Genomic DNA, 13,099 nt, shown 5'->3' with positions numbered 1-13,099 from the left:
GGCATGAGTAGTTCCGGTCCGCGTGCCGGTGGCCCGACCCGTCGTAGGTCGTACACCCCCACGCAGAAGCTTGATTTTTTGGTCCAGTACGAGGCCGCTGTCCTCTCCAATGAAGGTGGTGCTTTCCTGCGCCGCGAGGGCTTGTATTCCTCCCAGATGACCGAGTGGCGCCGCCTGCGTGACGCCGGTGTCCTGGAGGGCAAGAAGGCCGGGGAGTCCATCGGCAGGCTCTCCAAGGACCAGGCCGAGATCGCGCGTTTGCGCCGCCAGCTGGAGGTGACGCAGGGCCGGTTGAAGACCTCCGAGGCAGCCCTGGGTGTGCTGGGAAAACTTCACGCTCTCTTGGAGGATCTCTCCGAGAGGGAGGAAGGCGGGCCGAAGCCCGGCAAGCGCTGATGGCCGCCTACAAGGAACTCCTCGCAGTGGGGGTTCCCCAGCGTCGTGCCGCGGTTCTGGCCGGCGTCTCGAGGACGACCATGAATCGGAAGCCGGCCGAGCCCCGGGACCATGCACCGGTGGTCCCGCCGAACAAGCTCAGTCCCGCCGAACGGACCGAGCTTCTGGCCGCGGTGAACTCGCCCGAGTTCGTTGATCTGGCACCCCAGCAGGTCTACACCAAGCTCCTTGATGTGGGCGTCTATCTGGGCTCTGTCTCAACGATGTACCGGGTGTTGGAGGAGAACCAGCAGGTCAAGGAACGCCGCCGCCTGGCCAAGCATCCGCCCCGGGCCGTGCCTGAGCTCGTGGCCAACGCACCTGGCGAGGTGATCACGTGGGATATTACGAAATTGGCTGGCCCGGTCAAGGGTAAATACTTTGACTGCTACATGGCCGTGGACATCCATTCGCGGTTCATCGTCGGCGCGCACGTGCACGCCACCGAAACCGGCGATTTGGCGGTGGAGATGATGAAGGAAATGTTCGGCATCCACGGCATCCCGCACGTCCTTCACGCCGACCGCGGCACCTCGATGACGTCGAAGACCGTGGCCACGCTGCTGGCCGATTTGGAAGTCACCCAGTCCCATTCCCGACCCCGGGTCAGCAACGATAATCCGTATTCTGAGAGCTTGTTCAAGACAATGAAGTTCGGCCCCACTTTCCCCGAACGCTTTGCATCCCTGCCCGATGCCAGGGCCTTCATCAGCGAGTTCGTGGACTGGTACAACTGTGAGACTTGTTTTAGCTGGTCTGGGACTGGCTGGCAGGATAGTTACCGGCCGCTCCACACTGCAGGCGTGACCCTTGGTACAACTGACCCTCATGGTGTCCTTTTGTGGACTTGTCCGTCTACCAGGATGGTTCGGCCGGTACCCGTCCGGCCCACCACGGTAGCTTGATTAGAAGATTGTCCACCCTCACGGGCGTGACCCCTCACAGTTCTGTTCCGTAGTGATTCCTACCCGGACTTGTACCGGCCGTCAACGGCCACCAACCAAGTCCATCACAAAAGGAAAAGCACGGTGACCGCTCTGTCTATCGTCTCTCATTGCCACCCATTTGTCGTGGGTGTCGACACTCACGCACGCAACCACGTCTACGCCATCCTTGACGCCACCAATGGCGCACTGCTGGATACGCAGTCTTTCCCGACTACCGCGGCCGGTATCAACCGCGCCATCAAATGGGTCGCACGCCGCACCAACGCCGACGCCGATACCCTCTGGGTTATCGAGGGAGCCGCGTCCTACGGAGCGATCCTCGCCGGTACCGTAGCCGCCCATGGATTCCCCGTTACCGAGGCTCCTCGTATGGATGCCAAGAAGAACCGCGGTGTCGGTAAAACCGATGCCTTGGACGCCCACCGGATGGGCATGGCCGTGCTGTCGTTGCCGGTCGAGAAACTGCGCTGCCCCCGCTTGAATGAAGGGATCCGCCAAGGCTTGCGGATCCTGGTCACCGCCCGCGAGTCCATGACCAAGGGCCGTACCCGTTCGATCAACGCATTGAACGCTTTGGTACGAAGTAACAATCTCGGCATTGATGCCCGCAGGAAGCTCACCCCAGTCCAGATCGAGGAGATCTCACGCTGGCGTGAACGCGTGGAAGAACTGGCTTTGAGTATCGCCCGCTCCGAGGCGGTCCGCCTCGCCAAACACATCCTGGACCTCGGTGAGCAGTTGGAGTCCAACGAGCAAAAGCTGGACGAGCTGGTCAAGGTCAGCGAAGCCGCGCCCCTGCTTGAGGAGAAGGGATTCCAGGCGGTCGCCGCGGCGAAATGTCTGGTGGCGTGGTCGCACGAGGGACGGGTCCGTAGCGAGGCTGCCTTCTCCTGTCTGGCCGGCGTGAATCCCATCCCCGCATCGTCCGGGAACACCGTTCGGCATCGGCTGAACCGTGGAGGCGATAGAAGGCTCAACAGTGCTCTTCACATGGCCGCGATCACCAGGATGACCTACGACTCTGAAACCTGCGACTACGTCGAGAAACGACGTGCCGAAGGTAAGACCGACAAAGAAATCCGACGTTGCATCAAGCGCTATCTGGCCCGTCGGGTGTTCAGGATTCTGACTGCCGCGGCTCAGGCGACAAAGGTGCAGGAAGCGGCTTGACAGATATAGAAGAGTCCATGACCACCAACACTCCGGAATCGGCTTCCACACACCCGCAAACGTCCACTACGGCCTCGCCGCCGAGATAGCCAGGCAACGCTCCGAAACACTCGCCGCAGCCCGGTCAAAAAACCCGATTCGCTTCAACAAAAACACTGACCCCAAGATCCTCGACCTGCCCGGGCCGGCGTGGATCAACAAACCAAAGGAAAGCACCCAGAAACAAGCCGCCTAACTCCCGTTGGTACCACCCGACTTGAAAAATTCCGTCAGGACGGTGCAGTCTTGCGAAGTACCCGGCGATGTCGTTTTCAGTGACGATGGATCCACGGGGTACATCATCTGCGGCAACGGACAAGTCTCAGCATTTGACACCATGTCGGGCACCCCTAAACAGTCCCTGGATCTAGGGTTCCAGGGCAGTTATGGTGCGCTCACTTCCGACGGCGACACATTGATCGTGGCTGGAAACATGCACCGTCAAGTTGCCGAAATCGATATGGCCTCCATGCAGATCGAGTCCGTATTCTCAGCCCCAGGCAACGTAGGCCGGTTATCTGCACCGGTTGGCGGCAACCTGGTTTGGTTCATCCGAAGCAACGATGACGGAAGCCAGACCCTGGCTGCTGTGTCCACGGGCAGCCCCGCACCTGCAACCACGGCTGCTGCAGCACCAGAGACTTCCGCCGCGGCAGCACCAGATGAGACGTCTGCTGCAGCTCCGACGGCTTCCGCGACACCGGTTAAGACTACGGAGGCCCCTCCGTCATCCGCTGCGGCAGCCGGAGACAATCCGACACCTACGCCAAGCATCGAACCAGCCCAGGCCGGGCTCGCGGTCACTGGCAGCGGAACGTTCCTGACCATCGGTGCCATTGCCGTCTTCCTGGCCATTGCCAGTGGCATTGTGCTGCTCCGCCGTCGAGCTGCCTCGTAGCCACGCCGCTGGGTAGGGAACGAAGCAGTCTTGGGTCCCTACCCAGCCCGCTGCGCAATGTCGCTTATGGCAACATCCCACAGGGCGACTTGCGACTCGGCGGACAGCGTCCATGCGGCATCATTGGCCGCCGTTTTCCATCTCGCGGTTTCCGTCTCTGTGAGCCCATTCAGTGCCGTGCGCAGGGCTTCTGTGGAGAAATCCTTCGTGACTACACCCAGGCCATAGCTTTCAACCAAAGCAACCATCGCCGGTGACGGTCCGGTAATTACGCCAATTCTTGCCTGCACCGCCTCAAAGAACTTGTTGGGCAAAGCGTTCTGCAGGTTGAAAGTTGAGTTCGGCAGGAAACACATTGCAACGTCATAGTTGCGAATCAGAGAGACCAGTTCTTCATACGGCACCGGATCAATAAAGCGGACATTGGGCAGGTTCGCTGCCGATCGTTTCAATTCATCGACGTAGTCGGGCTCGTTCGGCATGACGACAAAGTCGAGCTGGACTTTGTCGTCGACACCTTTCATGGCGTCAATGATCAACTCGATCTTTCGGTAGCGCTGCCCCGCCCCGCTGTAGATGACTTTCAGCGGCGCAGCGGTCGGCGTTGGCTCCGCTTCAAGGTATGGGGCGGCATTCGTCACAACACCAACCTCCACCCCAAATCTACGGTGATACTCGTCAGCAATTCCTTGGGAAACTGTCGTCACGGATGTTGCCATCGGCAGCTGCTTCCGGCAGATCCACCGCATGAACGGTGCCACAAAGAGACGCCATTTGAGGTCGGATTCCTTTTCGCTCGGCGCATATTCATGCAGGTCAGCGTGGACCCCCAGTCGCGGTTTCAGATCCAATGCAAGCGGCAAAGCATTCAAGTCATTCGCCAGAATAATGTCAAAATGGCCGACAGGCAGTATCTTTCTGGCCTCCTGAACGGCCGTCATGCCGTTGTACACGCGGCCATACTGGCGCGTTATGAGACCGATCCTGTCCGAAGTCCATCCGCGTGAGTCGGTCGGCAGTGGAAAATGGCTGTCGATGCCATCGGGAGCGGCACCATAGGCACAGGTGCTCACTTGGTATTTCCCCTTGAGCAGCTCAACCTGCTTCAGCACGCGAGGATCGGAACGGATGGGTGAGAAGGTCAGAATCAGCAGCGAGGGCAGGGAAGACATGGCTCCCATTATCCTTGCCCCGATGGATGCATGAAAATTTCTACTTCAGACCCCAACGGGCAAACCCCACATGTCCGCTGTTATTCGTCGGGCAGCTGATCCTTGGTGGGAACACGCGCGGCAGAGTTCTCTGGCCCGCGGCCCGTCCCGTCAGCGATCATCTCGGCAACTGCCGTCGGCGACTGGTTGCGATTAACCTCATCGATGGCCACCCTCCGGGACAGCTTGGTCAGCGTGGTCTCCATCTGCCGGAATCGCTGGTAAGTGGTTGCCATGTAGACGAGGAAGCTGACCACCAGGCCGTAAAGGACAAGGTCGGTGCCGCGTCCGATGCCGAAGAGCTGCGCCACCTTGGTCAACAGGGTGGGAAAGAAGATGGACAAGGCCGCGATGGCGGCAAACAGGATCAGCATGATGCGCCGGATGGCCAGGTGGCGTGCGTTGGATCCGCCGCGCATGAGCGTCAGCGACACCAGGACGACGGCGAGGACCAGGGCAATTTGTACGATTATTTGCATGGAATTACCTGAACAGCAGATCAGCAAGAATGTTGACGGAGTTCAGCAATGATTGTCCTTTGGCCTTTGAATAATCGGTGTAGATGATTTCAACCGGTTGTTCCACCCACTTGGGCTTCAGTTCGGAAATCTGGTGGACGAGCTCCGAGGCGTGCGCCATCCGGTTCTGGGTCAGGTGGACCTTGCGGGCAACGTGCGGGCTCAGTGCCCGCAGGCCGTTGTGGGCGTCCGTAAGTGCCATGCCCGTGGACATGCGCGACTGGACTGCGGCCGTGCGCAGCACGATCCTCTTGGCCAGCGACATCTTGGTTCGCTTGTCCAGGAAGCGCGAACCGAGCACCACTTCGGCCTCGCCGGACTTGATGCGCTCGGCCATGGCCTGGGCGTCGACAACGCGGTGTTGCCCATCGGCATCGAACGTAACAATGCAGTCCAGCTCAGGATCATTGAGCGCGTACTCGATGCCGGTCTGCAGGGACGCACCCTGCCCAAGGTTTACGGGATGCTGGACCACGACGGCGCCTGCCTCGCGTGCCGCCTTCTGGGAGCCGTCGGTGCTGCCGTCGTCGACGCACACAACATAGGGGAACACCTCTCGCAGCCCCGAAATAACGTCGCCAACAACTGACGCCTCGTTATACATGGGGATGACTATCCAAGTTCGACTCACTGAGACAGTATCCCACACAAGCCTGCTGCGGCCCGGCCCGAGGCGGCCTCCGCCGGCCTCAAGCCCGGGCCATCTCTGAGAGGGCGTTGGCCATGGCGAAAGGACCGTGAATCAGCGGCGCAGCCGTCTTGTTGCGCAAGTTCCAGACAGCCCAGTCGGCGTGGGGATCGGCAGAGACAACAATGTCTGCCGCGCACAGTGTCTCCGTGAGTGCCCTGTTCCTGGCCAACGCCCGCGCGATGCGGTGCGCAGAAATGTTGTAGGCGCCCAGACGCCCAATGACACCCACAGGCCCTTTCCCCCGTGCAATCGAAGTAAAGGTGCGGGCGGCCGGGCCATGGTCGGGTACTGTCAACGGCACGATTTTGAGGGCAGGATGGCCAGCGATGGCGCTGTCGCCGGGGATCGCAGCATGGACTGCCGTGCAGGACAGTTGGACGTCGGAAGGCACCGCTGATCGGGCGGTCCGCCAAAAATCCTCAATGGCCAGGTCTGCCCGATCCATGTCTGCTACGAGAATGGCCAGGTGGATTGCCTTGCTCACGAGTTGTTCCTCTCAGCGGTCTGCGGGTCGGACGAGGGTTCGCACCCAATCAGAGTGCGCAGTTCAGCAATGGCAGGGCGAAGCGTGGCGGAGCGTTCAAAGCTCTGGCCATACGCCCACGCCGCGGCCCAGCGTTGCGGATCAGGGTTAGCCAGTTCCGCGGCGCAAGCCCGCAGGGCATCGGCAATGCTCTCTTTGGAAAGGTCCTTCGCTTCAAACCACAGCGGGTAGTCCCGCAGTATCGTTGAGGCTGCGCTATCGGCTGCGTGGATGGATACGATGGGCAATCCAGTGGCCAGGTACTCCGCGGTTTTGCCGCCTGTGACGTATTTGCCGGGAGGCAGGATCAGCAGCAACGCGTCAACACTGTGATAGAAACTGGCAACTTCGCGTTTTGAGATGGGGCCCCCGTAGGCCAGTCCACGGTGTCGCCCTGAATTGAAAATTTCCAGTACCTTGCCCGGCACGAGGCCAGTGGGGCTTAGTTTTCCCTTGAAGATGGCATGGGCCGGCGGCAAGTCTTCACTGCCGAATGCCTGGTCCCAGCCGGCGAGGAACTCGGCCAATGGAACAGCCGTGTACTGCAGGGTTCCCAAATATCCGAAGCGGGGCTGCCCTGTTGCCACGGCCGTCTGCCGTCCGTGGCCTGGCTGTGGATCAAACCCGTTGGGTACGACCCTCATGTCGGCGCCGACATCCGGATACCTGCGGGCATATTCATCGCGGATGGGTTCATTGACGAACCAGCTTTGCAGCGCACGCCGCAGATATCCATGTTCCAGTTGTCCACGCTCGGATGACACGCTGAATATCTCGGCGCCCGTAAATGTGTTAAAAGACCATGCATCACGGTAATCGAGCACATAAGGCACGTCGGGCAATTCTCCGGCAACCTTGTACGAAACGTAGGGGCTGGCCGATGCCATGACCAGGTCCACCGGCTTGCGGCGGTGGATTTCCTGGGCGGCCTGGCTGGCGGGCTTGTACCAAAGTGCGTGGAAGTCCTCCGGGAATCCCTTGCGGCTGCGGCGCCGGAACCATTCCTTCCAAAGGTACGGGGCGTGGATGCGGAATCTGGAGTAGCGCCTAATGTCTCGCCGTCCTGGTTCTTCCGATCCACCGTCGGATGTGTGGACGACATCGATGCGGGGGTCAACCGCTTCAAGCAATTGCCTGTCCATGCCAGTCAGCTCCGCCCAAATCTCCCCGTCCACGGTCAGAACGGTCACGTCCCAGCCATCTTCAACGAAACCGTTGGCGACAGCTGTGCAGCGGTAAACTGATGATGCCGAGCTTGGAGGAAAGGCGAAGGCAATGTACAGCAGGTGGGGCCGGGTCATGCGGTGCCCCCCAAAACCTTTTCGTATCCTGAAATCAAGCGTGGCAGCAAGACTTCCGGGGAGTGGGTCCGCTGGATGTAATCAACGCTGGCCAACTGTCCGGAAAGCGCCTTTGGGTCGCGCAGGGACTCCCGCACGGCATCACCAACCTGGGCACGTTCAACGGACACCGTGGCGACATCGGCTGGGTAGCCAGGATCCTGGTCAGCAAAAATGGTGGGGATGCCCATGCCCATCGCCTCCAGCTCACTGGTGGCGAGAATACCGGCAATCTGTCCTACTGCCACATGGGCGCGGGACATCTCGAGAAGGTAGTCAGATTTCGCCATCTTGGGCAGCAACTGCACACCCATTGCTGCAACTTCAGGGGCCCTGTCGCCCCAGTCCAGGCCAACGATGTCAACATCCATGCCCTTGAGTGAATCGACGACGTCGGCGGCCGTCTGCACCCACGCATCACCGCCCTTTGAAGCATCCCAGCGGGATGGGAAGAACACCCTGGGCTTTTCTGCCGGCACCCAGGCCGGCAATTCCTTCAGGTCCACAGGAATGGGCATGTATTCGGCATCCGGACGGGCCTGCTCAGCCTTTTCACGGTTGTCCGGGGTTGCGTACCAGACCTGGCCGGCACCGTCGATGTCGGCCTTGATGGCAGCATGGTGCTGCTCCTGCCAGTAGTTCTCCCGGATATCCGTGCCGTGCAGGGTCAGCGCATACGGGCGTGAAAATCGCCCGCGGGCCCATTTGGCCCGGCCACCCATGTTGACATGCCACAACTCGGTGCGGGGGTAGGCAACAGCCATGTCAGCCAAGAAACGGTAGTAGGCAAATTTGCTGCCGCCCCGCATCCACGGCCCCTGCACCATCTTCCAGGGCAAGCCCTCGCGCCGCGCCTGCCGGACAAAGTTCATGCCAACGTCGGCACAGTCAAACAATTGGGTGATCCGAAGTTCCTTGCTCATGCCTTCCATTGTCGCATCGAGGCCAATAGTTACTGTGCACAGCTGCCTAAGCCAGGAGTCTGCCACATCACAGGCTGCGGGAGCGTGGACGCCCAGCCCGTAGAATGAAAAGAATTCTTCCGATGCAGTCTTGGAGTAATACTTGAAAAATCTGAGCCGAACGCTTGGCCAGCTGTTGCCGTTGCTTCCGTCCAACGCGAGAAAGTTCCTGCTCCTCTTTGCTTCCTTGTCGTCCTTGCTGGTCTTGCTGGATGCCGCCGCACTAGGTGTCTTCGCGCTGGTTCTGAACCAGATCATGCAGGCTGAGTCTGTCGACGGATCAATGAAGTTGCCGGTTATAGGTGAGATCTCCCAAACCACGGGGCTCATCATCCTGATCTCGGCTGCCGCAGTCATGATTCTGAAATCATTCCTCAATATCTGGCTGCAGTGGATCTCCACCCGGAAGTTTGCCGACTACGAGCTGGAGATCGGCACGGCGCTCTTCCAGAGCTACATCCGGGCACCGTGGATCTCCCGCCAGAATAGGTCAACCAGCGAGCTGGTCCGCATGATTGATGTGGGCATTGCCAACACCATTTCTGGTGTTCTTGTGCCTGCGGTCGTACTGCCCGCACAAATCCTGACGTTCGCTTCGGTCCTGATGATCCTGGTCGTCTCGTCGTGGCAAACAGCACTGATCACTGTTGTCTATCTCGGTGCCATCGCCGCATTCCTCTATCTGTACCTGTCCAAGAAGTCCTACCAGGCGGGCCGTGTCAACCGCGATGCTGCCATGCGCATGTCAACACTGGTCGCCGAGATGCTCGCTGCCCTGAAGGAGATCACTCTCAGGGACGAGGCTGAGGAGGTCGGGGATGTAGTGTTCATCAGCCGCGAGAAGGCTGCACGTTCCCGCTCAAACATCCGTTTCCTTTCCTCCGTTCCCAAATTTGTCATCGACATGGCACTCATTGGCGGCTTCCTGCTGATTGGCACGGTCGGTTATCTGACCAGCGGCATCGGTGCTGCAATGTCGTCTGTGGCCATCTTTGCCTTGGCTGGTTTCAAGATGGTTCCAGCCCTGACAACCATCCAGTCACAAGTCACCCTCGTCCAGTCCACATTGCCGTATTCCGAACTCGTCATGGCAGATATCCGCGAAGCCGAAGACTTCCGGGAGAATGCGGAGAAGCTCGGCAGGCAGCCCATTTCCGGCGAACCGAAGATGCTGGACTTGCGGAACGTTGAGTTCACCTACCCAGGGGCCCAGTCACCGGCCGTCACCAACATCAACCTTTCGATCCCGCTCGGCACATCAGTTGGAGTCGTTGGCCAATCGGGAGCCGGCAAGTCCACCCTGATCGACATATTTCTCGGCTTGCTGGTTCCGTCCAGTGGTTCAATGACGCTCGACGGCGTCCCCCTTGAGGATGTTCTCGCCGCCTGGCGCAACCGGGTGGGCTATGTTCCGCAGGAAGTCGCCATTTTTGACGGCACCGTGGCGCAAAACGTTGCCCTGTCCTGGGGCAGCGAAGTGGACGAGGAGCGCGTTCGAACGTCATTGGCGCGCGCCCAGTTGCTGGATACCATTGACGCCAGGCCTGGCGGCATCAACGGCCGTGTGGGTGAACGGGGAGGTTCCCTCTCCGGCGGCCAGCGCCAGCGCCTCGGCATTGCGCGTGCACTCTACATGGATCCGTTGGTGCTGGTGCTGGACGAGGCAACCAGCGCCCTCGACACCTCGACAGAAGCTGCCGTGGCACAGGCCATTCAGGAATTGCAGGGGGATGTAACAGTCATCTCCGTTGCACACCGTCTGTCCACCATTCGCAATTGCGACCAGGTTTTCTTCATGAGCGAAGGCACCATCGAGACCCGTGGGACCTTTGAAGAAGTGGTGGCAGCGAACCCTGCCTTCGCACAACAGGCTGCACTTGCCGGCCTGACCAAATAGGTTCGACAGGCCTGGCGACTGTCTGCCGTTCTCGCGCCCGGCTGCGGGAACGGCAGACTGGTCACGGCCGGGTGGCGATAAGTTCTGCAGCAGCCTCGGCATTCACGGCAGCGTCGTATCGTTGTGCCCACAACTGCTCGGGCTGGTACGTCCCCTGTTCGGCGTCCAAGACCTTCTGCAGCGTCACGGCGAGTTCACCACCACTACAGTCAGCCGGAACAAGTTCCCCCGTCCGTAGTTCGCGGCCCACAATTTCCGACGTTCCGCCGACGTCTGTGGCAACAACGGGGATCCCGTAGGCAATTGCCTCCATGATGCTTACCGGCACTCCTTCCGAGGCACTGACATTCACGAATGCTGCCACATTGTGACTGGCGTAGAAGGCCAGAATTTCCTCGTGCGGGATCGCGCCCCGGAGTTCAATGGTGAGCCCCGGCCGTACCGCAGCCTCCGCACGAAGCCTCAGTTCGTCTTCCAGGTTCCCGCCGCCAAAGTGGATCCACTTTAGCGGCTTGTCCAATGGCAACTTCTCCAATGCATCGACAATGAGTCCCACCCGTTTGACGGGGATGAGGTTTGAGCAGCTGACCACCAACGTGGCCGTATCCGTCTCCTCCACGACCAAGGCGTCCGACGTTTCATGTTGCCGTGGTGCCGCACTGCCGAGACGGCTCACGTGGATTTTTCCGCCAAGATCCTCCGTCGGATAACTCTGCGTCAGGTAGCATTTGGCCTGCTCTGAAATGGCCAGGATCCGGTCGCTGCGCCGGAACATAGACGGCCGGAATGGCAGGTAGCCCGATTCTTCCTCATACAAGTCGTACCTGTGCAGCCGCAGGTTCACCGAGCCGACCCGGCTCCGGATCCACGGAAGCAGAATGCCGGCACCCATGCCCCAGAAACTGTAGACGGTGGTCTCAACCCCCTCTTCGTACAGCGCCATCCTCAACCGACGGTCATTGGCGAGCCCCATGGCTGCCACTGCCCCCATCAAAAAGGCCGCTTCATGCCCTTTCAGGCGCCCGGTGCGCCATTCGGTCAAGGCAACACGGGCCAGCGTGCCAAGGCTCCTCGGGGAAACAAGGGCCAAAACCTTTCTTATCCGGGAGGTCCCGTACAGGGTCCCCCCGTATCGAACGTTGTCTGGCATCTCCACCATGGCTGCTGCGCCCGCGGGAGCATGATTGAACACCACGACTTCATCGAAACGGGCCGCCAACGCGGGCATCTCAGCGTCCACGAATACGTGGTCACCTGTCACGAACGGGTATTGATTGGCAAGCAGGACTAGACGGCGTATGGCCATGAGGATTCCTTAGGCAAAATTCGGTACAGGGGTCATGCCTTGGCTATCGCGGCCAGGTACGCGCTGTCAAAGAGTGCACCGATGGTTTCCGGCGAAAAGCGCTCCCGAATGGGGGCGGCAATGGTGTCGGCAGAGACATCCTTGAATGCCTCGGCGGCGTCAAGGATGGCGGCTCCTAGCACCTCGGGGCGCGGGTCGTCCACGAGGCGGCTGTTGGAATCGTCGGCGTAGTCACTGAATCCGCCCACCCGTGTGGCCACCACGGCCCGGCCGGCCGCGAGCGCCTCGGCGGCGGATGTGAAGAAGTTTTCCTGTTCCGTGGGAAGGAAGAACAGGTCTGCGGCGGTGAGGTGGGCCGCGACTTCTGCGGGCCGGACGGAACCGGCCAGGGTGACGGAGTCCTCCAGTCCGAGCTCTGCCACGAGCGCCTCACATTCGGTTCGCTGCGGCCCGTCCCCCACCCAAGTCAGGTGGGCCGGCACGCCCTGGTCCCGCAGCCAGCCAATGGTCTGGATCGTGGTGAGCGGACGCTTGCGAGGGATGAGCCCGCCCACAGCCACCAGTTTCAACGGGCTGCCGAAAGTGCTGGGGAGCACCGGGCCGCGGCCCTTCACCACGCACGGAACCACCCGTGCCGCACCCGGACGGGCGAATCGCTGCATCTCGCCGGCAAGCTGGCCGGTCACGCCCGTCACCACATGCGGGAAGCGTAATACGCGACGCAAGCCGGACAACTTGTTCCACAGCGGCGAGACGCTGGCCGGGTTCACCACACCGTTCCAGTGTTCGGTGTGGACCCATGGACGCCCCCGGCCCGTCAGCATTCGGGCATTCCACACTGGCAGGGCCACAAGGACCGAAGAGAACGCCATGGTATGCACCACGTCGGCCCAGGCCATCTCTTGGGCAAGCAACCGCTGGCAGGCCAGCAGCGTCAGCGGACGCTTGGGGTCGGCGGCCACGCGGCGCACCGGCACGCCTTCCCAGCTGCCATTGGCCTGGGACGGCATCGCCTGGCCGGTGCCGAGGCGCACATGAACCACGCGTACTTCATGGCCCTGCCCGCGGATGGCCTCGACATGCTCGGCATTGAACGGAGCCTCGGCAGGGTTCTCCTCGTAGGGGTACCAGGTGGCAACAACCAGAATCTTCATGGGTTCCT

The 13,099-nt window shown here is 60.7% G+C and carries 11 protein-coding genes and 3 pseudogenes; 6 read left to right on the top strand and 8 right to left on the bottom strand.

All coding sequences use genetic code 11. The features are described 5' to 3' along the window. Positions 1-3: 3 nt before the first annotated feature. From JOF48_RS20185 to JOF48_RS12880, 5 genes and pseudogenes are all read left to right on the top strand, one after another. Positions 4-331 (top strand): annotated as a pseudogene (locus JOF48_RS20185) (transposase); the annotation flags it as partial. Positions 332-395: 64 nt separating this feature from the next. Further along, positions 396-1,169: pseudogene (locus tag JOF48_RS19695) on the top strand (transposase); the annotation flags it as partial. 294 nt (positions 1,170-1,463) lie between these two features. Next, positions 1,464-2,552, top strand: coding sequence for an IS110 family RNA-guided transposase (locus tag JOF48_RS12885; RefSeq protein WP_209676708.1), 1,089 nt, complete (start codon positions 1,464-1,466; stop codon positions 2,550-2,552). Between the two features lie 16 nt (positions 2,553-2,568). Further along, positions 2,569-2,787, top strand: a pseudogene (locus JOF48_RS19690) (IS3-like element ISAar46 family transposase); the annotation flags it as partial. 237 nt (positions 2,788-3,024) lie between these two features. Beyond that, complete coding sequence (locus JOF48_RS12880) at positions 3,025-3,489, top strand: hypothetical protein (protein ID WP_209681298.1); 465 nt, start codon at positions 3,025-3,027, stop codon at positions 3,487-3,489. A 38-nt stretch (positions 3,490-3,527) separates the two neighbouring features. On the opposite strand, the gene JOF48_RS12875 is transcribed toward JOF48_RS12880, so the two are convergent. The 6 genes from JOF48_RS12875 to JOF48_RS12850 all read right to left on the bottom strand — a co-directional run bounded on the left by JOF48_RS12875 (position 3,528) and on the right by JOF48_RS12850 (position 9,091). Continuing rightward, positions 3,528-4,661, bottom strand: coding sequence for a glycosyltransferase family 4 protein (locus JOF48_RS12875; RefSeq protein WP_209681296.1), 1,134 nt, complete (start codon positions 4,659-4,661; stop codon positions 3,528-3,530). An 80-nt stretch (positions 4,662-4,741) separates the two neighbouring features. Continuing rightward, on the bottom strand, positions 4,742-5,179 hold the full coding sequence (locus JOF48_RS12870) for a DUF2304 domain-containing protein (protein ID WP_209681294.1): 438 nt from the start codon (positions 5,177-5,179) through the stop codon (positions 4,742-4,744). Between the two features lie 4 nt (positions 5,180-5,183). Further along, the gene (locus JOF48_RS12865; protein WP_209681292.1) at positions 5,184-5,822 is read right to left on the bottom strand and encodes a glycosyltransferase family 2 protein; all 639 of its coding nucleotides are present in this window, start codon (positions 5,820-5,822) and stop codon (positions 5,184-5,186) included. Positions 5,823-5,907: 85 nt separating this feature from the next. Further along, on the bottom strand, positions 5,908-6,393 hold the full coding sequence (locus JOF48_RS12860; protein ID WP_209681290.1) for a hypothetical protein: 486 nt from the start codon (positions 6,391-6,393) through the stop codon (positions 5,908-5,910). Next, positions 6,390-7,733 (bottom strand): glycosyltransferase family protein, encoded by a 1,344-nt coding sequence (locus JOF48_RS12855; protein ID WP_209681289.1) that lies wholly within the window; start codon positions 7,731-7,733, stop codon positions 6,390-6,392. The genes JOF48_RS12860 and JOF48_RS12855 overlap by 4 nt, the downstream gene beginning before the upstream one ends. Beyond that, positions 7,730-9,091, bottom strand: a complete 1,362-nt coding sequence (locus JOF48_RS12850; protein WP_245346524.1) for a glycosyltransferase family protein — start codon at positions 9,089-9,091, stop codon at positions 7,730-7,732. The genes JOF48_RS12855 and JOF48_RS12850 overlap by 4 nt, the downstream gene beginning before the upstream one ends. Here JOF48_RS12850 and JOF48_RS12845 point away from each other — a divergent pair. Further along, positions 9,090-10,631: an ABC transporter ATP-binding protein gene (locus JOF48_RS12845; protein ID WP_245346523.1), complete on the top strand. Its 1,542-nt coding sequence runs from the start codon at positions 9,090-9,092 to the stop codon at positions 10,629-10,631. The two genes, JOF48_RS12850 and JOF48_RS12845, sit on opposite strands and share 2 nt — an antisense overlap. Positions 10,632-10,692: 61 nt before the next feature. Here the strand turns inward: JOF48_RS12845 and JOF48_RS12840 are convergent, their stop codons facing one another. Then, positions 10,693-11,937 (bottom strand): glycosyltransferase, encoded by a 1,245-nt coding sequence (locus JOF48_RS12840; RefSeq protein ID WP_209681282.1) that lies wholly within the window; start codon positions 11,935-11,937, stop codon positions 10,693-10,695. A gap of 32 nt (positions 11,938-11,969) precedes the next feature. Then, positions 11,970-13,091: a glycosyltransferase gene (locus tag JOF48_RS12835; protein ID WP_209681280.1), complete on the bottom strand. Its 1,122-nt coding sequence runs from the start codon at positions 13,089-13,091 to the stop codon at positions 11,970-11,972. Between the last annotated feature and the right edge of the window lie 8 nt (positions 13,092-13,099).

Source organism: Arthrobacter stackebrandtii, from assembly GCF_017876675.1.
Classification (GTDB): Bacteria; Actinomycetota; Actinomycetes; order Actinomycetales; family Micrococcaceae; genus Specibacter; species Specibacter stackebrandtii.
Note: the sequence above shows the minus strand (reverse complement) of the source record. Positions and strands in the feature narration are given on the sequence as shown.